At 72.5% G+C, this 21,181-nt stretch carries 20 protein-coding genes and 2 tRNA genes; 8 read left to right on the top strand and 14 right to left on the bottom strand.

Annotated elements, in window-relative coordinates:
• Positions 1-9: 9 nt before the first annotated feature.
• The 3 genes from IF00_RS0109295 to pgsA form a co-directional block, all read right to left on the bottom strand.
• A complete protein-coding gene (locus tag IF00_RS0109295) occupies positions 10-1,161 on the bottom strand; it encodes a glycosyltransferase family 4 protein (RefSeq protein ID WP_030316225.1) in 1,152 nt (383 codons plus the stop codon).
• Positions 1,158-2,108 (bottom strand): phosphatidylinositol mannoside acyltransferase, encoded by a 951-nt coding sequence (locus IF00_RS0109290; RefSeq protein WP_030316223.1) that lies wholly within the window; start codon positions 2,106-2,108, stop codon positions 1,158-1,160. Before IF00_RS0109290 ends, IF00_RS0109295 begins: the two co-directional genes overlap by 4 nt.
• Positions 2,109-2,233: 125 nt before the next feature.
• Positions 2,234-2,896, bottom strand: a complete 663-nt coding sequence (pgsA, locus tag IF00_RS0109285) for a phosphatidylinositol phosphate synthase (protein ID WP_030316221.1) — start codon at positions 2,894-2,896, stop codon at positions 2,234-2,236.
• A 271-nt stretch (positions 2,897-3,167) separates the two neighbouring features.
• Between pgsA and IF00_RS0109280 the strand changes: the two genes are divergently transcribed.
• Positions 3,168-5,363 (top strand): elongation factor G-like protein EF-G2, encoded by a 2,196-nt coding sequence (locus tag IF00_RS0109280; RefSeq protein ID WP_030316218.1) that lies wholly within the window; start codon positions 3,168-3,170, stop codon positions 5,361-5,363.
• Between the two features lie 196 nt (positions 5,364-5,559).
• Positions 5,560-7,218 (top strand): hypothetical protein, encoded by a 1,659-nt coding sequence (locus tag IF00_RS0109275; protein WP_030316216.1) that lies wholly within the window; start codon positions 5,560-5,562, stop codon positions 7,216-7,218.
• Between the two features lie 125 nt (positions 7,219-7,343).
• Here the strand turns inward: IF00_RS0109275 and IF00_RS0109270 are convergent, their stop codons facing one another.
• A complete protein-coding gene (locus IF00_RS0109270; RefSeq protein ID WP_030316214.1) occupies positions 7,344-7,907 on the bottom strand; it encodes an HIT family protein in 564 nt (187 codons plus the stop codon).
• Between the two features lie 65 nt (positions 7,908-7,972).
• Here IF00_RS0109270 and IF00_RS0109265 point away from each other — a divergent pair, with 65 nt between their 5' ends.
• Positions 7,973-8,650: a potassium channel family protein gene (locus tag IF00_RS0109265; protein WP_030316212.1), complete on the top strand. Its 678-nt coding sequence runs from the start codon at positions 7,973-7,975 to the stop codon at positions 8,648-8,650.
• Between the two features lie 16 nt (positions 8,651-8,666).
• Here the strand turns inward: IF00_RS0109265 and thrS are convergent, their stop codons facing one another.
• From thrS to IF00_RS0109250, 3 genes are all read right to left on the bottom strand, one after another.
• On the bottom strand, positions 8,667-10,643 hold the full coding sequence (gene thrS / locus IF00_RS0109260; protein ID WP_030316210.1) for a threonine--tRNA ligase: 1,977 nt from the start codon (positions 10,641-10,643) through the stop codon (positions 8,667-8,669).
• Between the two features lie 150 nt (positions 10,644-10,793).
• Positions 10,794-12,122 (bottom strand): hypothetical protein, encoded by a 1,329-nt coding sequence (locus IF00_RS0109255; RefSeq protein ID WP_030316208.1) that lies wholly within the window; start codon positions 12,120-12,122, stop codon positions 10,794-10,796.
• Positions 12,122-12,688 carry a DUF4365 domain-containing protein gene (locus IF00_RS0109250; RefSeq protein ID WP_030316206.1) on the bottom strand — a complete coding sequence of 189 codons (567 nt, stop codon included), beginning with the start codon at positions 12,686-12,688 and terminating at the stop codon, positions 12,122-12,124. Before IF00_RS0109250 ends, IF00_RS0109255 begins: the two co-directional genes overlap by 1 nt.
• A 121-nt stretch (positions 12,689-12,809) precedes the next feature.
• On the opposite strand from IF00_RS0109250, the gene IF00_RS0109245 reads away from it, so the two are divergent.
• Positions 12,810-13,538: a 3'-5' exonuclease gene (locus tag IF00_RS0109245; protein ID WP_030316204.1), complete on the top strand. Its 729-nt coding sequence runs from the start codon at positions 12,810-12,812 to the stop codon at positions 13,536-13,538.
• Between the two features lie 67 nt (positions 13,539-13,605).
• Here the strand turns inward: IF00_RS0109245 and IF00_RS0109240 are convergent.
• Positions 13,606-13,677 (bottom strand) — tRNA-Val (locus IF00_RS0109240).
• A 74-nt stretch (positions 13,678-13,751) separates the two neighbouring features.
• Positions 13,752-14,213 carry an SRPBCC family protein gene (locus IF00_RS0109235; RefSeq protein ID WP_030316202.1) on the bottom strand — a complete coding sequence of 154 codons (462 nt, stop codon included), beginning with the start codon at positions 14,211-14,213 and terminating at the stop codon, positions 13,752-13,754.
• A gap of 92 nt (positions 14,214-14,305) precedes the next feature.
• Between IF00_RS0109235 and IF00_RS0109230 the strand changes: the two genes are divergently transcribed.
• Positions 14,306-16,831 carry an SCO7613 C-terminal domain-containing membrane protein gene (locus tag IF00_RS0109230; RefSeq protein ID WP_030316199.1) on the top strand — a complete coding sequence of 842 codons (2,526 nt, stop codon included), beginning with the start codon at positions 14,306-14,308 and terminating at the stop codon, positions 16,829-16,831.
• Positions 16,832-16,889: 58 nt separating this feature from the next.
• Here IF00_RS0109230 and IF00_RS0109225 read toward each other — a convergent pair.
• Both IF00_RS0109225 and IF00_RS0109220 read right to left on the bottom strand, forming a co-directional pair.
• A tRNA-Val gene (locus IF00_RS0109225) sits at positions 16,890-16,964 on the bottom strand.
• A 54-nt stretch (positions 16,965-17,018) separates the two neighbouring features.
• Positions 17,019-17,441, bottom strand: coding sequence for a TIGR02611 family protein (locus IF00_RS0109220; protein ID WP_030316197.1), 423 nt, complete (start codon positions 17,439-17,441; stop codon positions 17,019-17,021).
• 190 nt (positions 17,442-17,631) lie between these two features.
• Here IF00_RS0109220 and IF00_RS0109215 point away from each other — a divergent pair, with 190 nt between their 5' ends.
• Together IF00_RS0109215 and IF00_RS0109210 are read left to right on the top strand one after the other, a co-directional pair.
• Positions 17,632-18,045: an SsgA family sporulation/cell division regulator gene (locus IF00_RS0109215; protein WP_015032345.1), complete on the top strand. Its 414-nt coding sequence runs from the start codon at positions 17,632-17,634 to the stop codon at positions 18,043-18,045.
• Between the two features lie 191 nt (positions 18,046-18,236).
• Positions 18,237-18,794 (top strand): CGNR zinc finger domain-containing protein, encoded by a 558-nt coding sequence (locus tag IF00_RS0109210; RefSeq protein WP_030316191.1) that lies wholly within the window; start codon positions 18,237-18,239, stop codon positions 18,792-18,794.
• 101 nt (positions 18,795-18,895) lie between these two features.
• Here the strand turns inward: IF00_RS0109210 and IF00_RS46065 are convergent, their stop codons facing one another.
• Entirely contained in the window at positions 18,896-19,060 is a 165-nt protein-coding gene (locus IF00_RS46065) for a hypothetical protein (protein ID WP_167346850.1), read from the bottom strand.
• A gap of 122 nt (positions 19,061-19,182) precedes the next feature.
• On the bottom strand, positions 19,183-19,632 hold the full coding sequence (locus IF00_RS0109200; protein ID WP_051820006.1) for a hypothetical protein: 450 nt from the start codon (positions 19,630-19,632) through the stop codon (positions 19,183-19,185).
• Positions 19,633-19,769: 137 nt separating this feature from the next.
• On the opposite strand from IF00_RS0109200, the gene IF00_RS0109195 reads away from it, so the two are divergent.
• On the top strand, positions 19,770-20,285 hold the full coding sequence (locus tag IF00_RS0109195) for a DsbA family protein (RefSeq protein WP_030316188.1): 516 nt from the start codon (positions 19,770-19,772) through the stop codon (positions 20,283-20,285).
• A 43-nt stretch (positions 20,286-20,328) separates the two neighbouring features.
• Here IF00_RS0109195 and IF00_RS0109190 read toward each other — a convergent pair whose 3' ends face one another.
• Positions 20,329-21,168 carry a GNAT family N-acetyltransferase gene (locus IF00_RS0109190; protein WP_030316187.1) on the bottom strand — a complete coding sequence of 280 codons (840 nt, stop codon included), beginning with the start codon at positions 21,166-21,168 and terminating at the stop codon, positions 20,329-20,331.
• Positions 21,169-21,181 lie beyond the last annotated feature (13 nt).

The following is a 21,181-nucleotide window of genomic DNA, read 5'->3' as shown; positions in this document are numbered from 1 at the left end:
GGGAGCGCGCTACAGGCCCAGTCTCGCGCGGAGGCCCACTCGTTCGTCGGTGTCCACCGCCGCCGCCCCGTCCGTCACGGTCTCGTAGACCGCCAGAATGTCCGCGCCGACCGTCGTCCAGTCGAAGCGCCGGACGTGGGCCGAGCCCCGGACGCTCAGTTCCGCGCGGCGCTCCTCGTCGCCGAGGAGGCGGATCGCCGCGTCCGCCAGCGCGTCCGCGTCCTCGTTGGCGAAGAGTTCGCCCGCCGACCCCTGGTCCAGGACCTGAGCGAACGCGTCCAGGTCGGAGGCGAGGACCGGCGCCCCCGCCGACAGCGCCTCGACGAGGATGATGCCGAAGCTCTCGCCGCCGGTGTTGGGCGCCACGTACACGTCGACACTGCGCAGCAGACGTGCCTTGTCCTCGTCGCTGACCATGCCGAGGAACTCCACCCGGGAGCGCATCTCCCGGGGCAGCGAGGCCACCGCCTCCTCCTCGTCCCCGCGCCCGGCGACCAGGAGCCGCGCCCCGGGACGCTCGGTGAGGATCCTGGGCAGCGCCCGCATGAGGACGGGCAGGCCCTTCCTCGGCTCGTCGATGCGCCCGATGAAGCCGAGCGTCTCGCCCTGCCACTCCTTCTTCGGTTCGGCGCGCGCGAAGAAGTCCACGTCGACCCCGTTGGGGATGACGACGGCGTCGCCGCCGAGGTGCTCGACCAGCGTGCGCCGCGCGTACTCGCTCACCGCGATCCGCGCGCTGATCTTCTCCAGCGCCGGCTGGAGGATCGGATACGCGGCGATCATGGCCCGCGAGCGCGGGTTCGACGTGTGGAAGGTGGCCACGATCGGCCCCTGCGCGGCCCAGCAGGTCAGCAGCCCGAGGGACGGCGAGGTCGGCTCGTGGATGTGGACGACGTCGAAGGTGCCGTCGTGCAGCCAGCGGCGCACCCGCGCGGCCGAGAGGAAGCCGAAGTTGAGCCGCGCCACCGAGCCGTTGTACGGCACGGGGACGGCCCGGCCGGCCGACACCACGTACGGCGGCAGCGGGGTCTCGTCGTCGGCGGGCGCGAGGACGGAGACCTCGTGCCCGAGCCGGACGAGGTGCTCGGCGAGGTCACGGATGTGGAACTGGACGCCGCCCGGCACGTCCCACGAGTACGGGCAGACGATCCCGATCTTCACTCGGTGCGCTCCCCGCCCCGCTCGGTACCCGCGGTCCCGGCCGCCGCGCCGGGCTCCGGGCGTTCCTCCAGGTCAGCGAGCCACAGTCGCTGCAGCATGTGCCAGTCCTCCGGGTGGTCCGCGATGCCGGTGGCGAAGGCGTCGGCCAGCGCCTGTGTCATCACGGACGTCTTCTCGGCCCGCGTACCCGACTCGGGTACGTCGATCGGCGCGTGGATGCGCCCCCGCATGACCGGTGTCTCGTCGTACCAGAGCGTCACCGGCAGGAGCAGCGCGCCCGTCTGCTGGGCGAGGATGGCCGGTCCCGCCGGCATCCGCGCCGTGTCCCCGAAGAACGTCACCTCGGTGCCGGAGGCGGACAGGTCGCGGTCGGCGACCAGGCAGACCAGGCCGCCCGCCCGCAGGCGCCGCGCCAGGGTGCCGAAGGCGGAGCCCCCGGTGTGCGGGAGGACCTCCATGCCGAGGGACTCGCGGTAGGCCACGAAGCGGTCGTACAGCGTCTCCGGCTTGAGCCGCTCGGCGACCGTGGTGAACGGTACGCCGAGACAGCGGGTGACCCACACGCCCGCGAGGTCCCAGTTCGCCAGGTGCGGCAGGGCCAGGACGACCCCGCGCCCGGCGGCGAGCGCCTCCTGGAGGTGGTGGACGTCCTTGATGTCTATCCCGCTCTCGACCCGCTCCTTGCTCCAGGTCGGCAGCCGGAAGGATTCCATCCAGTACCGCATGTACGAGCGCATGCCGGCCTTGGACAGCTCGGCGAGCCGCTCGGGCGTGGCGTCGGGCACCACGCGCGCGAGGTTGGCCTCGAGACGCAGGACGCTCTTGCCCCGGCGCTTCCAGGTGAGGTCGGCGATCCGCCGGCCGAGGCCGGCGGCCACCGGCTCGGGCAGCTTCTTGACGGTCGCCCAGCCGACGCCGTACAGCCCGTCGCTCAGTCGTTCCTTCAGCGTGCTGCCCGTGGACGTGCCGCCGTCCGACGTGCCGCCGTCCGAGGTGCCGCCCTCGGGCGTGCCACCGCCCGGCATTCCGTCCCCGGGCATGCCGTCCTTCGATGTGCCGTCCTTCAGCGTGCTCATGTCGTCGCCCCGCTCCCACCGGCCGCGGCGGCGTCCGCCTCGGCCGATTCCCGTCGTACGGTCACGACACGCTGGCCCAGCGTGACGGCGCTGCCGACGGCCACGATCCACAGCGCGATCGGCAGCAGGACCTCGACCCCGGGCACGCCGAACGTGTGCAGCCCGGCGAGGCCGGCCGCGACGAGCGAGATGACCAGGCGTTCGGCGCGTTCGATCAGACCGTTGACGGCGACGGGCAGGCCAATCGATTCACCTCGGGCCTTGGTGTAGGAGACGACCTGGCCGCTCGCCAGGCAGAAGATCGCCACGGCGCACAGCACGTTGTCGTCGCCCTTGCCCGCGTACCAGAGCGCGAAGCCACCGAAGATGGCGCCGTCGGCGACCCGGTCGAGCGTCGAGTCGAGGAAGGCTCCCCAGCGGCTGGAGATGCCCGCCTGCCGGGCCATGTTGCCGTCGACGAGGTCGGAGAAGACGAAGAGCGTGATGACGATGGTGCCCCAGAAGAACTCCCCGCGCGGGAAGAAGACCAGTGCACCGGCCATCACTCCCGCCGTGCCGATGAGCGTGACCGCGTCGGGGCTGACGCCCCTGCGGAGCAGAAACGCGGCGAACGGTGTGAGGACACGCGTAAAAAATGCACGCGCGTACTTGTTCAGCATGGCCTTCCCGAGGTTCGGTGGGCCGCGCGGCCCCTACGACCACCGGCTCACCCATCGTAGCCACGCGCGCCCCGGCGTACGGGCGGCACCCGCCCCGTCACGCCCGCGTCCCCCACGACGGCCCTCCCCGTGTACGACGTATGGACGCCTCCTTGCGTCGGTGCAAAGCTCGAAGGACCACCGCGGGCACCCGCCGGAGCCGTACCGCGACACACCACTCCCCCGCGCCCGCGTCCCGCCGCACCGTGCGAGCAGTCGGGAGGAACACATCATGGGTGACAAGGCGAACACGGCCGCCGGAGCCGCCGGCAGGGCTTTGACGGCCGACCGGCCCGCGGCCGTACGGAACGTGGTGCTGGTCGGCCACAGCGGATCAGGCAAGACGACCCTGGTCGAGGCGCTCGCGCAGACCGCCGGGGCGCTCAACCGCGCGGGCCGGGTCGAGGACGGCGGCACCGTCTCCGACTACGACGAGATCGAGCACCGCCAGCATCGCTCCGTACAGCTCTCCCTCGTTCCGGTCGGCTGGGACGGGTACAAGATCAACCTCCTCGACACCCCCGGGTACGCCGACTTCGTCGGGGAGCTGAGGGCCGGTCTGCGAGCGGCGGACGCGGCCCTCTTCGTCGTCTCGGCCGCCCAGGAGGCGGACGCCGTCGCCGCCTCCACCCGGATGATCTGGGAGGAGTGCGCCGCCGTCGGCATGCCGCGCGCCATCGTCGTCACCCACCTCGACACCGCCCGCACCGACTTCGGCGAGCTCACCGAGGTCTGCGCCTCGCTCTTCGGCCACGACGACCCGGACGCCGTCCTGCCCCTCTACCTCCCGGTGCGCGGCGAGGAGGGCGCCGACGGGCACGCGCCCGCGACCGGTCTGGTCGGCCTGCTCTCGGAGCGGATCTTCGACTACTCGACGGGGGTACGGCAGGAGAACCCGCCCGACGAGGCCCAGCGGGAGCTGATCGCGGAGGCCCGTGCCCGGCTGATCGAGGGGATCATCGCCGAGAGCGAGGACGAGACCCTGATGGACCGCTACCTCGGTGGCGAGTCGATCGATGTGAAGACGCTCGTCGACGACCTGGAGAAGGCCGTCGCCCGGGGCGCCTTCCACCCGGTGCTCGCGGCCGCCCCCGCCGCCGACGGCGGTACGCAGGGCCTGGGCACCCTCGAACTCCTGGAGCTCATCACCGGCGGCTTCCCGTCCCCCCTGGAGCACGAGCCGCCCGCCGTGACCACCCCGGACGGGCAGCCCCGTCCGCCCCTCACCTGCGACCCCGACGGTCCGCTCGTCGCCGAGGTCGTGAAGACCGCCGCCGACCCCTATGTGGGCCGGGTCTCCCTGGTCCGGGTCTTCTCCGGCACCCTGCGTCCGGACGAGACCGTCCACGTCTCCGGTCACGGCCTGGCCGACCGGGGTCACGAGGACCACGACGTCGACGAGCGGGTCGGCGGCCTCACCTCTCCCTTCGGCAAGCAGCAGAGGCCCATGGCGCACTGCATCGCCGGGGACCTCGCCTGTGTGGCCCGGCTGGGCCGCGCCGAGACCGGCGACACGATCTCCGCGAAGGACGATCCGCTGCTGATGGAGCCGTGGAGCATGCCGGAGCCGCTGCTCCCGCTGGCCGTCCAGGCCCACGGCAAGGCCGACGAGGACCGCCTCTCCCAGGGTCTCTCCCGGCTGGTCGCCGAGGACCCCACGCTGCGCCTCGAACAGAACCAGGACACCCGGCAGGTGGTCCTGTGGTGCCTGGGCGAGGCCCACCAGGACGTCGTCCTCGAACGCCTCCGCGGCCGGTACGGGGTCCAGGTCGACGCCGTGCCGTACAAGGTGTCGCTGCGCGAGACCTTCGGCGGCGCCTCGGCGGGCCGGGGCCGGCACGTCAAGCAGTCCGGCGGCCACGGACAGTACGCCATCTGCGAGATCGAGGTGGAGCCGCTCCCGCCGGGCAGCGGCATCGAGTTCGTCGACAAGGTGGTCGGCGGCGCGGTCCCCCGGCAGTTCATCCCCTCGGTGGAGAAGGGCGTACGGGCCCAGGCCGCGCGCGGTGTCGCGGCCGGCTATCCGCTCGTCGACATCCGGGTCACCCTGAAGGACGGCAAGGCCCACTCGGTGGACTCCTCCGACGCCGCGTTCCAGACGGCCGGGGCGCTCGCCCTGCGCGAGGCGGCGGCCGAGGTCGCCGTCCACCTCCTGGAGCCGGTGGCCGAGGTCCAGGTCCTGGTGCCCGACGAGTACGTCGGTCCCGTGATGAGCGATCTGTCGGGGCGGCGGGGCCGGGTCGTCGGCACCGACCAGGCCGGTCCCGGGCGGACCGTGGTCCGGGCCGAGGTGCCGGAGATCGAGATCGGGCGGTACGCGATCGATCTGCGCTCCGTGTCGCACGGCACCGGCCGGTTCGACCGTACGTACGCCCGGCACGAGCCGATGCCTTCGCACCTCGCCGAGAAGGTCCGCGAACAGGCCTGAAAGGGCGCGTGGTTGAGGGAGTGGCAGGGAAGTGAAGCGGTGAACGTTCGCCCGGCACCTGTCGGGCGAACGTCATTCGGCCTCGATATCCACAGGCGGTGACGCACACGACGGTACCCGGTTACGCTGTGGTGCCCAGCTCAGAAGGTGTGCGGGGCGCGGCAGTTGGGAACAGCCCGCACAAGTAACCGCGGCGATGGGGGCGGCAGTGGCGATCGATGGCTTCGGACCCGGGGCGCAGGTCCCCCTCATGGGCACGGGCGGCGGTACGGGGGCGACGAACGCGCTCGCGTCCGCCGCGTACCGCGACAGCCCGCTCGACACGATCCAGCAGGCCGACAACGACCTCTACAAGACGACGCTCAAGGCCGGGAAATGGGAGAAGCTCTTCCGCCCCGACCTCGGCGAGGCCTTCTCCCGCGCGGTGCAGGTCCGCCTGCTCGGCGGCGGACGGAAGGCCCTCATCCAGTCCTTCGGCGCCGAGCCGCAGCCGGTCGTCGAGCACTGCCTCGCGGCCACCCACATCCGCCGCCGGCGCGACGCCCGGCTGACCCTGGTCACCTTCGTCTGCGGCGTCCTCTTCCTGCCCGGGCTGCTGCTCTGGCTCGGTGTCATCCAGCTGCGCCGCCTGGCCGCCGGCTCCGAGAACAAGCGGACGAGCGTCGTCGGCACGGTCCTGCTGTGGGCGGCGGGGATCTTCACCGCGCTCGTGCTGCTCAAGCTGCCCTTCGACGGGATCCTGCCGAACTATCTGCGCGCCATGCTCGTGGCGCCGGTCATCGGCTGGTTCCTGGCCCGCCGGATCTGCGACCGGTCCGCCGTCGACCTCCGGGAGCGCTGGACGGGTCTGCTGAGCGGCAGTGGCGCCGGTCCGCAGGTGCCCAAGTCCGTTCCGCAGGACCCGGGCGAGAAGTCGGCGGAGGAGCTCCGGCTGAACCTGGAGAAGCTCTCGGCCGAGCAGCAGTCCAACATCGCGTTCTACGCCGGGCCCAAGGGCATCCTCGGTCTGGGCACCCGCTGGGGCAGCTGGACCCTCGCCGAGGAACTCGTCCCCGTGGCCGGACGGGAGATCCACGACTTCCGCGCCTGGGACGTCATCCGCAAGATCCACGATCAGCTCACGCTCCTGGAGCGCGGCTCCCTCAAGACCGGTTTCCCGAAGCCGACCGTCAAGCACTGGGTCGTCTCCGCGGTCGGCGAGGGAGCCGACGAGGTCACCCGGCCCGAGGGCGACAACATCGTGCACTTCCAGGTCAAGCCGCACGAGATACAGCGCATCTGCAACGACCAGCAGTTCGGCGCCGGCAACCGTCACTATCTCGGCGTGCAGTTCACCCTCTGGGACGGGAACCTCGTCCTCACCATGATGGTCACGGTGACCTCGCTGCACCACACGCTCAGGATCGAGGTCACCGGCCACGCGCTCGGCCCCGTGCACGGCCTGTTCACCACGAAGCCGAAGGCCAAGACCAAGGAGGTCTCCAAGTCGGTCCGCTTCTGGGAGACGAAGGAGATCCAGCAGCCGCTGCTGACCACCGACGACATCGTCCGGCTGGCGGTGCGCGCCCCGCTCACCTGGTACCCGCCGGTCCTGGAGTTCCTCGGCGGCAAGATGGTCCTGCCCGAGCCCTTCGGTCTGCGGCACGTCTGGGCCGGTCCGCTCTGGAAGAACCGCTTCATGGCCGACGACGCCATACGGATGGCGACGCCGGTGCTGCGCGCGGTCCACTCCGCGACCCTGAAGTTCCTCGACGAGCACAACGTGGACACGGAGCGCTTCACCAACCGCTCGCTGGTCCTCAGCGGCGGCATCCAGGAGCCAGGACCCAAGAAGGCCGACGTCTACGACGCGTGACGGGGCGCCGTACGCGAGGGGGCCGGGCGACGACCGTGACGGCCCCCGCAGGCAACGGCCGTGACCGGATCGCACGGCGAAGGGCCCGGGTCCACTTCTGTGACCCGGGCCCTTCGTCGTGCGGATCAGACGGTGGCCGGCCAGGCGTCGGCCAGCATCTTCCGGGTGTCCGCGAGGAGCTGCGGCAGCACCTTGGTGTGCCCGACGACCGGCATGAAGTTGATGTCCCCGCCCCAGCGCGGCACCACGTGCTGGTGCAGATGGGCGGCGATCCCGGCGCCCGCGACGGCGCCCTGGTTCATGCCGATGTTGAAGCCGTGCGCGCCGGAGGCCGCCCGCAGCGCGACCATGGCGCGCTTGGTGAATTCGGCGAGCTCCGCCGTCTCCGCCGCGTCCAGGTCCGTGTAGTCGGCGACGTGACGGTAGGGGACGACCATGAGGTGACCGCCGTTGTACGGGTACAGGTTGAGGACCGCGTACACGCTCTGGCCGCGGGCGATCACCAGACCGTCCTCGTCCGACTTCGCCGGGATCGAGCAGAACGGACAGCCGTCCTCGGCGCCCGGCCCGGTCGGCTTGTTCTCGCCCTGGATGTACGCCATCCGATGAGGCGTCCACAGGCGCTGGAACGCGTCCCGCGTCCCCACTCCGATCTGCTGCTCCGGCTCAGTCGTCATGCTGTGCAGCATATTGCGTCGCCCGTTCGGAACGTGTCGCCGGGGCGGAAGATCCATTCAGCGGCCATGCTGATCCGATGGACGCGAGGCCGGAGAAGCAGGAGCGCTGGGACCGCCGCATGGAAACGCCGCTCGCGGTGGCATCCCTGGTCTTCCTCGCCGGGTACACGGTGCGGGTGCTCGCCCACGGGATGGACCAGGTCTGGCTGGACGTCTGCCTGGCGGTCACGCTCGGGGCGTGGGGCGTCTTCATCGTCGACTACGTGGTGCGGCTCCGGCTCAGCGGCCTCGGTCCCCTGCGCTTCGTCCGCGCGCATCTCCTGGGCACCATCGTGCTGCTGCTGCCGCTGCTGCGGCCGCTGCAGATGGTGAGGATCTACGAGCGGATCCAGCGCCGCCGCGACAAGCCGCGCCTGACCCTCTACGCCCGCGTCATGGCCTACTGCAGCCTCACGGTCGGCCTGCTCGGTTTCGCGGGCGCGCTCGGCGTCTACCAGCACGAGCGCACCGCCTCCGGGGCGACGATCCGCACGTTCGGCGACGCCCTCTGGTGGGCCGCCGAGACGCTGACGACGGTCGGCTACGGCGACGTCACCCCGGTGACCACGACCGGCCGGTTCATCGCGGTGGGCATGATGGCGTGCGGAGTGGCTCTGATCGGGGCTGTCACGGGTTCGTTCTCGTCCTGGCTGATCCAGACGTTCACGCGGGAGGACGAGAAGAGGCCCCCGGGCGGTACCCCGGGGGCCTCCTGAGCTCGTTCGCGGTCCGTCAGACCTGGACGCGGTCCTCGACGATCTTGGCGATCTTGGCGATGGCCTCGTCGACGGGGATGCCGTTCTCCTGCGAACCGTCGCGGTAGCGGAAGGAGACGGCGCCGGCGGCCATGTCCTCGTCACCCGCGATGATCATGAACGGAACCTTCTGCTTCTGCGCGTTGCGGATCTTCTTCTGCATCCGGTCCGAGGACGAGTCGACGTCCACCCGCAGGCCCTGCTTCTTCGCCTTGGCGGCGAACTCGTGCAGGTAGTCGACGTGCGCGTCGCCGATCGGGATGCCGGTCGCCTGGACGGGCGCCAGCCACGGCGGCATCGCGCCCGCGTAGTGCTCGAGGAGCACGGCGAAGAAGCGCTCGATCGAGCCGAACAGCGCGCGGTGGATCATGACCGGGCGCTGCTTGGTGCCGTCCGGGGCGGTGTACTCCAGGTCGAAGCGCTCCGGCAGGTTGAAGTCGAGCTGCACGGTCGACATCTGCCAGGTACGGCCGATGGCGTCGCGTGCCTGCACCGAGATCTTCGGGCCGTAGAACGCGGCGCCGCCCGGGTCGGGGGTCAGCGGGAGCCCCTGCTTCTCGGCGACCTGCTGGAGGACCGCGGTGGCCTCCTCCCAGATCTCGTCCGAGCCGACGAACTTCTCCGGGTCCTTGGTGGACAGCTCCAGGTAGAAGTCGGTCAGGCCGTAGTCGCGCAGGAGGTTCAGGACGAAGGTGAGGGTCTTGTCGAGCTCCTCCGCCATCTGCTCCTTGGTGCAGTAGATGTGCGCGTCGTCCTGGGTGAAGCCGCGGGCCCGGGTCAGGCCGTGCACGACGCCCGACTTCTCGTACCGGTACACGGTGCCGAACTCGAAGAGACGGAGCGGCAGTTCACGGTACGAACGGCCGCGCGCGTCGAAGATCAGGTTGTGCATCGGGCAGTTCATGGGCTTGAGGTAGTAGTCCACGCCCTCGTCGAGCTGCATGGGGGGGTACATGCCCTCGGCGTACCAGTCCAGGTGGCCCGACTTCTCGAACAGCTTGCCCTTGGTGGCGTGCGGCGAGTAGACGAACTCGTAGCCCTCCTCCTCGTGGCGCTTGCGCGAGTAGTCCTCCATGACCCGGCGGATGATGCCGCCCTTGGGGTGGAAGACGGCGAGGCCGGAGCCGATCTCGTCCGGGATGGAGAAGAGGTCGAGCTCGTTGCCCAGCTTGCGGTGGTCGCGCTTCTCGGCCTCGGCGAGGAAGTCGAGGTGGGCCTTCAGCTCGTCCTTCGACGGCCAGGCGGTGCCGTAGATGCGCTGGAGCATCGGGTTCTTCTCGCTGCCGCGCCAGTAGGCGGCGGCGTTGCGCATCAGCTTGAACGCCGGGATGTTCCGGGTGGTGGGCAGGTGGGGACCGCGGCAGAGGTCCTTCCAGCACAGGTCGCCGGTCTTGGCGTCGATGTTGTCGTAGATGGTCAGCTCGCCGCCGCCCACCTCGACGTCGGCGCCGTCGTCGGTCGACGCGGAGCCCTTGATGCCGATGAGCTCCAGCTTGTACGGCTCGTCCGCCAGCTCGGCGCGGGCGTCCTCGTCGGTCACCACACGGCGGGCGAAACGCTGGCCGCGCTTCTGGATCTCCTGCATCTTCTTCTCGATGACCTTGAGGTCCTCGGGAGTGAAGGGCTTCTCGACGTCGAAGTCGTAGTAGAAGCCGTCCCGGACCGGCGGGCCGATGCCCAGCTTGGCCTCGGGGAAGAGCTCCTGCACGGCCTGGGCCATGACGTGCGCGGTCGAGTGGCGCAGGATGTCGAGACCGTCCGGGGAGGAGATCTCCACGCCCTCGACGACATCGCCGTCGGCGAGCTCGTACGACAGGTCCTTCAGCTCGCCGGCCACACGGGCGGCGATGATGGTGCGGTCGTCGGCGAACAGGGCGCCGGCGGTGGTGCCCGCGCTCACCGCCCTCTCCTCTGCTTCCGAGGCGGACTGGACGGTCACACGGACTTCAGACACGGGTACTCCGTACATAGGGGCGCAAGCAGACACGAGGTGCCGGCGCCGGCGGTGCGCGACAGGTACGAGGTGCCGCGCACGGCCGATCCTACCGAGGCCGCGGGGGCGCCCGCGAAACGGTTTCCCGCCCGCCGGGCCCCGCCGCGGACCTCACTCCTCGTCCGGCCCGCACGCCTCCTCGAAGAAGTCCGCGTTCTCGGTGGCCCCCTGGAGCGACTTCATCAGCCGGTCCCGCTCGGTCTCGTCGACATGGACGGGGACGACCCCGGAGGCGTCCGTGAGGCGGCGGAAGCCGCCCCGGCTCTCCAGCCGGCCCACCACCCGGATCGGGAGCCCGACGAGATGGGCGTGCCCGGCGGTGCGGTACGCCTCCTCGTCCAGGCTGACACGGACGTGCGGGACCTCCGCCCCGCCGAGCACCCGGAGCCGTACGGTGCCCTCGCCGCGCGGCCCGGAGCGGCGCATCCGGACGACGGCGCCGGTCAGCCGGACCGGTACGGAGGGCTCGTCGGTCAGGTAGCGGGCGCTCGCCTCGCGCAGCGCGGGCAGGTCGCCGGGCGAGAACTCGACCGGTTCGGGACGGGCGGCGCAGCCCTCGGGCGCCCCGGCGGACGGCGCCCACTCCAGGGCGATCCTGGCTCCCTCGGTGCCCCGGACCAGGGCCACGAGCGCCTCGGTGAGTTCGCGGCTGACGCCCGCCTCGACGGCCGCGTCGAAGGCCTCCATGCCACCGGTGGCCCGCTGGTAGTCGGTGGCCTCACGGGCCGCGTGGAGGGCGTGGTAGAGCCGGACGGCGATGGGGCGGCCGGGCGAGACGGGCAGGAACGCGGTGAGCCCGCGCCCGCCGGGTGCGGCGCCGACGACGACGGTCTCCAGGGAGGCCTGGGCGGGGCGCCGGTGCCGGGCCCCGTGGTAGCCGGCCCGGCCCCGTACGGCGAGGGCGCCGGCGAGGAGGAGCTGGCGCGCGGCGGACCTGAGCTGTTCCTGCACGGTCCAGGGGACGATGCCGGCCGGGCCCGGGGGCACGTCGCGCCACCAGCGGATCTCGTCGCTGGGCACGGCGAGGCCGGTGAGGACCTCGCGGGCGGAGGGCGTGGCGCTGCGGGCGAGGGCGGTGAGCGCCTCGCCGAGCAGGTCCTCGCAGTCCGGGAAAGCACGGCTCTCCGGCACGAGCAGGCTGGTGCCGGTGCCGCTGCCGGGCGGCGTCCAGCGGCTGTAGCGCCCGGCCGCCCCGCCCCGCCGCCGCCAGCCGTGGCGGGCGAGCAGGGCGCCGAGGACACGGGGGTCGACCCTGCCGGGGTCGGGTGTGCCCTGGCTGTCGGCCCAGGGGCCGGTGGGCGGTGCCGGAACGCCGGTCCACGGCCCGGGGGTGTCCCCGGGCGCCGGATGGGGACGGTAGGGCGGAGGAACGGAGACGGGGCCGTGTCCGGCCCCGCTGCCCTCGTCCCCGAACCCCGGTTCGTCGATCGGTCGGTGCATCAAGGTCTCCCTCCCACGCCGACCCGGGTCATGATCTCGCAGAGCGCCCGGTCGTCGAAGATCCGTGTCGTCGGTACGCGCACGGTGGTCCGGCGCTGCCCCGTGACCGGGTGTCCGGCCAGGTTGATCCAGTAGCAGCAGTGCCGCAGGTCCAGCCGGTCGTGGCTCGCTCGCAGCCAGTCCTCCTGTGACCTCGGGACGAGCATCACGACGAGGATCTTGTGCACGGACACCGGGGTCCTGGCGAGCTTCACCAGGTGGTCGTTGTCGAGGGTGAACGAGAAGGTCTTCCCGGGCGGGCGCGGCGGTATCTGGTAGGTGCACTTGAGCTGCACCTTGATGGTCACCTCGTCGTCGACCGTGTGGCCGGGCGAGCCGTGGCTCACGTGCCAGTCGATGCCGTTGTCCGGAAAGGGCTGGGACAGCGAGCAGCCGGCCGCGGCGGCGACGGCGTGCAGGTATCCCACCTGGAGGGTCTCCATGCAGGCGGTGGTGGCGAGTGAGCCGCGCGTCGGTGCCAGCCGCTGGGGCGGCAGCCCTCCCGACTCGGGCTGGGCGAGCGCCATGTCTTCTTCCTTCCCCGTCCCTTGTGTTGTGACCGGTCCGCGTACGGCGCAAACAGTCCGGGTATCACCGTTTCGGGGCAGGGGGTTGGCCATCTGCCGCACGTGTGCAGGGAGTTCAGTGATGACGATGCACTGGTACGAAGGGCCCCTGGCCGCTTTCGACACGGAGACCACAGGAGTCGACGTCGAGGGCGACCGGATCGTGTCCGCCGCCCTCGTCGTGCAGGACACGGTGGGGGCACGGCCGCGGGTGACGCGGTGGCTGGTCAATCCGGGCATACCGGTGCCCGAGGGGGCCACCGCCGTGCACGGACTGACGGACGATCACCTCCAGCGGAACGGCCGGTGGCCGGCTCCGGTGATGGAGGAGCTGGCGCGCGCGCTGGCGGAGCAGAGTGCGGCGGGGCGTCCGCTGGTGGTGATGAACGCGCCGTTCGATCTGACGATCCTCGACCGCGAGCTGCGCAGGCACCGGGCGTCCACGCTCGGCGACTACCTGGGGGGCACGCCGCTGGTCGTGCTCGACCCGCGGGTCCTGGACAAGCATCTGGACCGCTATCGGAAGGGCCGCCGGACGCTCACGGACCTGTGCGCGCACTACGAGGTGGAGCTGGCGGGGGCGCACGACGCGGCGGCGGACGCGACGGCGGCGCTCGATGTCGTACGGGCGGTGGCGCGGCGCTTCTCGTCGCGGCTGGAACGTCTGACGCCGGCGGAGCTGCACACGCTGCAGGCGGTGTGGCACGCGGCGCAGGCGCGGGGCCTGCAGGCGTGGTTCACCCGGCAGGGGACGCCGGAGACCGTGGACCCGTCGTGGCCGCTGCGGCCGGAACTCGGCACGGCGGCCTGAACCGGGCCCGGCGGCCCGGCACATGAGAGAGGCCGGCCCGTCTTTCGACGGACCGGCCTCTACCCGGTGGGCGATACTGGGATCGAACCAGTGACCCCTTCGGTGTGAACGAAGTGCTCTCCCGCTGAGCTAATCGCCCGGGAACGGGTTGAACCATACAGGCCTCCCGGCCCTTCGTTCAAACCGTCCCGCCCGCCGCCCGGCCACCGCCTCTCAGGGACGCCCTTCGAGCGGCCTCCGCAGAGCGGCGGCGATCCCCCTCCTCCCTCCCCGCATCATCAGGGCGTGGTTGGCACGGAAGACGGGCCGTCCGGGGACGGCGAGGGCGCGCAGCAGACGGGCCCGGACCTCGACCTCCTGCTCGTACAGGGCGTGGGTGCCGGTGCCTTCCGGGGTGAGGGTCCAGCGGGCCCAGCCCTCCAGGTCGCCGTCGAGTCCGAACTCCAGGACCCCGGCCGCGGGGTCACGGCGCAGGGCGCGGGCGGTGACGACGATGTCGTACGGGAGCAGGGAGCGAAAGCGGGCGGTGCCGGTGGTGTCGTCGACGGGGACGACCTCGCGGACCTGGGGCCACCAGCGCGGGTACTCCTCGGCGCGCTCCAGGACGGCGTAGACGGCCTCGGGCGGGGCGGCGAGCCGCCAGACGCTGCGGAAGCGGTACCGGCACCAGTCCATGCCCCCAGTGTGGACGTACTCAGGCCGCGGGAGCCGGAAGATGAGTATCCGCACGCATTCCCGCCGGGTGTGGCGGGGGCCACACTCCGGGCATGGACAACTCCCTGCCGCCCGCGGAAGAGCTCGCGCTCGTCGACCGTGAGCTGGCCCAACTCGACGCACGCCGGTCCCAGTTGCTGGCCCGGCGGGCATGGCTGCTCCGCGTGCTGTACGCGCCGGTGGCGTCGACGGCACCCGGCCCGTTCCCGGCGGCGCCCGGCCCGCGCCCGCCGGTGGCGGACTCGACGCCCCGGAGCGCGCAGAACGTGCTGCTGACGCTCGGCGGCACGCTGCTGACGATCGCGGCGATCGCGTTCACCCTGGTGAGCTGGGGGTCGATGGGGATCGGCGGTCGTTCGGTCGTCCTGTTCGTGGTCACCTCTGCCGCGCTGGCGGCGCCGGTGGCGCTGCTGCGCCGGAGCCTGGTGTCGACGGCCGAGGCGGTGGCGGCGCTGGGTCTGGTCCTGATGGTGCTCGACGCGTACGCGCTGCACCGGGTGGCACTGCCGGAGACGGACGGCCTCGGGTACACGGCGGTCGCCGCCGCGGTCCTCGCGGGCGCGTGGACGGCGTACGGCTCGGCCCTGTCCCGGCTGCGGATCCCGCTGCCGGTGGCGGTGGTCGCGGGGCAGCTGCCACTGCCGCTCGGTGTGCTGGCGGCCGGTGGCGGCCCGACGGCGTTCGCGTGGGCGGCGCTCGTCACGGCCGCGGCGGACGGCGCGGTGATCCTGTGGACCCGCCCGGCGGCGGTCCGGATCACGGCGGCCGTCGGTGCGACGGCACTGGGCGGCTGGACGCTCCTGACGGGCGGCTGGCTCTCGCTCACCTCGCCGTGGAGCGGCGCAGCGCTGCTCCTGGCGGCCGCGGCGCCGACCTTGTACGCGGCCCGGCGCCTGCCCACCCTCGCGGTGGCGGCCTCGGCCGTCGCCGGCCTGGCGGCGGTCGCGGCGGCGGGCGGCCTGCTCCGCCCGGCCGTCCCGACGGACTGGACCGTGCCGGCGTACGTCCTGTGCGGACTCGCGCTGGCGTCGGTGTGGCTCCTGAGCGCGGCCACGACCGGGGACGGAGCCGCCGAGGAGGCCGGGAGGCGGCTGCCGGGCGGCATCCGGCTCGGGCTCGCCGGCGCGGGTGCCGGAGTCGCGGCGCTCGGGGTCGTCTGGGCACTGCCGCCGGTGGCGGCGGGGCTCCTCGGGCCCATGGCCCGGACGACGGAGGTGTGGTCCGGTGAGCACGCCGGGCGGGCGCTGACCTCGTACCCGGGGACGGCCGTCCTCGTCCTGGCGGTGGCCGCCGCCGTCCTCGCGGCCGTCCCCCGGCTGTGGGCCCGCTGCGGCACCCTCGCCCTGGTCTGGGCGCTGCTCACGGCGCTGCCGGTCTCCCTCGGCCTGCCGTACGCGGTGACGCTCGCCCTCCAGCTCCTGACGACCGCGGCCGCGCTCGCGTGCGCCGTCCGGCCGGGCCCACTGACGGGTGGCCTGCGCCGCCGGGAACCGGCCGAAGGCCCCGGCACGCCGGGGTCGGCGCCGCCCGCCGCCGCGGCAGCCCCGTCCGCTCCCGGCTCCCCCCGGGGCACCTGGGCGCCTGCCCGGCCCCGCCCCCAGGCTCCGGCCACGGAGCCCGGGACCGTCCTGGGCTGGATCGCGTACGCCGGCGGGCTGGCGTCCGCCGTGAGCGCGGTCACGCTCGCTCTGGACGTGCGGGAGGCCACGTTCGCCGCGCTCGGGACGCTGCTCGTACTCCTCGTCGGCGTGGCGGTGCTCGGGGCGGGCGCGCGCCGGGTGGTCGCCGCCTGCGCCGCGGTGCTCACCGCGACCGGGCTCGTGGTGGCGGTGGCCGCCGCCGGCGGGTTCGAGGACCACTGGACGGCGCTCGCCCTGCTGCTCGTCCCGGCGGCGACGGCCGCCGTCGGCGCCAAGGCCCGGCCGGTGGCCCTGCCGGTCGAGATCACCGGTGCGGTCGTGGCGCTCCCGGCGTTCGCGCTCGCCGTCTCCCGGCCCGCGTTCCTCGCGCTCGCCCTGGCCGGCGGCGGCGTGATCGCGGCGGCGACGGCCGTGCGCCCCGAGCGGCGGCGGTTCGCCTCGTGGACGGCGGCGGTGCTCTTCCTGCTGGCCACCTGGGTGCGGCTCGCGGTGTGGGAGGTGACGACCCCTGAGGCGTACACCCTGCCGGTGACCGTACCGGCCCTCGTCGTCGGCCTCCTGCGGCGGCGCCGGGACCGGGAGGCCTCGTCCTGGACGGCGTACGGACCGGGTCTCGCGGCGACGCTGCTGCCGAGCCTCGTCGCGGCCTGGACGGACCCGGAGTGGGCGCGGCCGCTGACCCTGGGGGTCGCCGCCCTGGCCGTGACACTGCTCGGCGCACGGTTCCGGCTGCAGGCGCTCCTGGTCCTCGGCGGCTCGGTACTCGCCCTGGACGGACTGCACGAGCTGGCGCCGTACGTGGTGCAGGCCGTGGGCGCGCTGCCGCGCTGGCTGCCGCCGGCCCTGGCCGGACTCCTGCTGCTCGCGGTGGGCGCCACGTACGAGCAGCGGCTGCGGGACGCCCGGAGGCTGCGGGACCGGGTCGCGCGGATGCGGTGAGCGGAGGGGGTATGCCGAAGGCCCGAGACGAGGTTCCGTCTCGGGCCTTCGGACCGGGTGGTGGGCGATACTGGGTTCGAACCAGTGACCCCTTCGGTGTGAACGAAGTGCTCTCCCACTGAGCTAATCGCCCCGGTGCACCGCAAACATTACCGCATGTCAGCGGGGCTCCCGCACCATCCCAGGGTCACTCGTCGATCTTCCACGGCATGACGAAGCCGAACTTCCACAGGTAGACGCCGAGCAGGGCGGCGATGATCACCAGGCCGACGGTGGTGAGGATGATGTTCCTGCGGCGGACCTTGGGGTCGAGTGCACGCTGTGCGGCCTCCGTGACCTTGCGCTTGGTCCAGCGGAGCACCAGCTGGGCCCAGACGAACTCGGTCGCCCAGATCGCCATGCCGCCGAAGATGACCAGCCAGCCGGGGCCCGGGAGCGGCAGCATGACCACTCCGGCGCCGACCACGGCGAGTCCCACGATGAAGACGCCGACCTGCCAGCTCAGATGGAGGCCTCGTCGGGACTTGATGAAGTCCGGTGCGCGGGATCCCAGTTCGGCTTCCTGGCCGTCTGCGGACTCCCCGGTGCGCTCGTCACTCTCCGCATTCATGGTCCCCAACTTACCGGACGCGGAGCCCCCACCGGAATGGCGGTATTACCGCAGGTCACACGCCCCCGAACGAGCTACCTGAACGATCACAAAACCGACAGAGGGGTTTACAACGGCACCGGAGGTGGCATGTCGATTTCGCCGACGTGCGAATCCCCGAGCGCACACTGAGCGAAAGGCCCTGGCGCTTATGAACACCACGGTCAGCTGCGAGCTGCACCTGCGCCTCGTTGTGTCGAGCGAGTCCTCACTGCCTGTACCCGCGGGCCTGCGGTATGACACGGCCGATCCCTATGCCGTGCACGCCACCTTCCACACCGGAGCCGAGGAGACGGTCGAGTGGGTCTTCGCCCGCGACCTTCTCGCCGAGGGGCTGCACCGGCCCACCGGCACGGGCGACGTCCGCGTCTGGCCGTCCCGGAGTCACGGTCAGGGAGTCGTCTGCATCGCGTTGAGCTCCCCCGAGGGAGAAGCCCTGCTCGAGGCCCCGGCGAGGGCCCTGGAGTCGTTCCTGAAGCGGACCGACGCCGCCGTGCCACCGGGCACCGAGCACCGGCACTTCGATCTCGATACGGAGCTCTCCCACATCCTGGCCGACAGCTGAGCCAGGCCGAGAGCCGCACGGCGCCGTCCGACTCGGGGCGACGGCGCCGCGCGGGCAGCCACATAGGCACGACACCGGCGCTCCCCACCGCGCAGCCGGCGCGGTGGAGGGCGCCGTTGTCCTTTTCCCGGTCGCGCTAAAGTCAGCGCCATTCCGCGGGCGCCCGCCCGCGGCCGGCCAGGGAGCGAATCGTGCTGATCCCCCACGACACCCGGATCGCCCTCGACACAGTCGTCGATCTGATGAACACCGCGCCGCAGGGCGACCGGGCCGACGAGCTCGCGGACATCCAGGGGCTGCGGACCTTCGTACGCGCCCACAAGATCAGTGACGTGGGCGACCTCGGTCCGGCCGATCTGCGGGCCGTGCGCGAGGTGCGCGAGAAGTTCGCGGCGGTCTTCTCGGCCCCCGAGTCCCGGATCGCGGCCCCCCTGATCAACCAGCTGGTGGCGGGTGCGGGGACCACGCCCCAGCTCACCGACCACGACGGCTACGACTGGCACGTGCACTACTTCGCCCCGGGCGCATCGGTGGCCGACCACCTCGCGGCCGACTGCGGCATGGCGCTGGCGTTCATCGTGGTGGCGGGCGAGCAGGAGCGGCTGCGGCGCTGCGAGGCGCCGGACTGCGGCCGGGCCTTCGTCGACCTCTCCCGCAACCGCTCGCGCCGCTACTGCGACAGCCGCACCTGCGGCAACCGACTGCACGTGGCCGCGTACCGGGCACGCCGCAAGGAGGCCGCCGGCTGAGGCCGAGGCAGCGGCCGGGCTCGGGGCCGGGGCCGCAGCCGGGGCCGCAGCCGGGCCCGAAGCCGAGGCCCGGCCCGCGACGGGGCCCGGGCCGGGGGTCTTCACAGGACGAAGAGATCGTGCACGGCGGCCATGAGCAGCAGACAGCCGATCACCCCGAGAAAGATCATCAGCGGGGGCTGGGAGAGCGCGAACAGACAGCCGCGCGGCTCTTCGGCAGGGGCATCGGGGGCGGCGGGGACGGTCTCCCGCGAGGTATCCAGCATCTCGGGGGGATGATCGCGCACGCGGGACCCGGAAAATCCCGCAACACGCCCCATCGCAAGGGGTGTTCACCCCTTCCCGTGGATCGCCGGACGATCACGGGAACGGGAACGGCCAGAAGCGGTCAGATTCCGTGCTTCTTCAGAATCGCCTCGATGTCGCTGAAGTCCTCTCCGGCCGGCGCGCCGGTCCGTGGCTTCGCCGTCACGGCGCGCGAGGGCGACGACGCCGCCGGGGCCACGGCACTCGGCTCCGTCCCGCCGGTGGTCTCCTTGCGGCCGCCCCGGCGCCGCTCCACGGCCCGGGTGGACATGAACAGCAGCCAGGCGGCGCCCAGGACACCGAAGCCGGCCCAGGCGACCGGGCTGAACGCCGTGTCCACGAGCCATTCGACGGCGCCCGTCATCACCAGACCGATCGGCACCAGGGAGTAGGCGGCGATCCGGGCCGCGGCCAGGAATCGCTTCCGGTACGCCGTGATCGCGGCGATGCCCAGGCCCGCCGCGGACACCGCGGAGCAAATGGTCTCGGCGAGCATGCGGTCCTCCAGGTCCGGGTGATACGTCCCTTCCATCCTGCACCGCCGAGGCCGTCCGCGGCCATGTCCCGGGCCCGGTCTCAGGGAGATCTCCGGGTCGCCCCCACCCGGATCTCCTCCGCAGGTCCCGGTCGGGAGGCACCCCCTCCTCCCTGGTGAGGGAGACTGCTGTCATGAGTGACTCCACCACCGCACCCGCCTCGCCCGTCGTCGTCGAGGCGTGGTTCGACCTCCAGTGCCCCGACTGCTTCCAGGCTCTCGACGACGTCCGCGCGCTCCGCGAGAAGTACGGCGACCGGCTCGACGTACAGCTGCGGCACTTCCCGCTCGCGAAGCACAAGCACGCGTATGCCGCCGCGCAGGCCGCCGAGGAGGCCTTCGAGCAGGGCAAGGGCTGGCCGTACGCGGAGGCGCTGCTCGCCAGGACCGCGGAGCTCGGCGAGCGGGGCGAGCCGGTGCTCATGGAGGTCGCCACCGAACTCGGCCTGGACGCAGAGGAGTTCGACACGGCACTGATCGACGGCCGGCATCTCCTGACCGTCGACGCGGACGAGGCCGAGGGCAAGGCGATCAAGATCACCGGCACGCCGACCTATGTCGTCGACGGCGAACGGCTGGACGGCGGCCAGAGCCAGGACGGTCTGCGCGAGCGCATCGAGGAGATCACCGACCGCCTCCTGAAGGGCTGAAGGACCGAGGTCCGGGGCTCCGCCCCCGCCCGCCCTCCCTCGCCTACAGCAGCTCCTTCGCGCTGTTGATGGAGGTCGTGCGGTAGCCCAGCGACTCGTAGAGCCGGATCGCCGGGGTGTTGCCCGCGAAGACGTGCAGTCCGAGCAGGGTCTCCCCGGCCTCCCGCGCGACCCGCTCGGCGAGCAGCATCAGCGCCCGGCCGTAGCCGTGCCCGCGGTGCGCCTCCTCGACCTCGATGTCGTACACGAAGGCCGCCCAGTGGCCCGGCTCCAGCTCGATCCGGCCGGTCCACAGGAAGCCGGCGGGCCGGCCGTCCCGGACGACCACGTGGATCGCGACGCCGGGGGTGGCGAGGCCGTCCGGAAGGTACTTCGCGTGGCTGCTCTCGGCCTTGGCGCGCGCCTGCTCCTCGGGCACACCGCGGTCGATCCAGCTCCGCGCGAAGCCCTCCTTGGCCCGCGCCTCCCACGCCACGTACTCGGCCTCGGTCATCGGCCGCACCTCGACGCCGTCCGGCAGGGCCGGCGGCTCGGCGGGCAGTTCCTTGACCATGTTCCGGCTGCGCTCGGTGTAGCCGAGCGAGCGGGCCATCCGCAGCGCGGGTCCGGCGTCGGCGGGCACGGAGATCTGGACCTCGACGCAGCCCCAGCCCCGCAGCACCTCCTCCGAGGCCAGTGCCGCGACCGTGCCACGGCCGCGCCCCCGGTCCGGCTCGTGGACCCCGAGGCGGCTGATCACGCCGGAGGCGGCGCCGAAGCCGGGGTCGGTGGAGAGGTGCACGGAACCGACGCGGCGGCTGTTCACGCACACGTCGTAGGTACGCGAACGGCCGCCGTCGGGCGTCTGCTGAAGCGGCTCGGCCGGCCGCAGGGTGGTGGTCATCAGTCGTGTTCTA

The sequence above is a fragment of the Streptomyces flavochromogenes genome, assembly GCF_000717595.1.
Classification (GTDB): Bacteria; Actinomycetota; Actinomycetes; order Streptomycetales; family Streptomycetaceae; genus Streptomyces; species Streptomyces flavochromogenes.
This window is presented reverse-complemented; position numbering and strand designations above follow the sequence as displayed.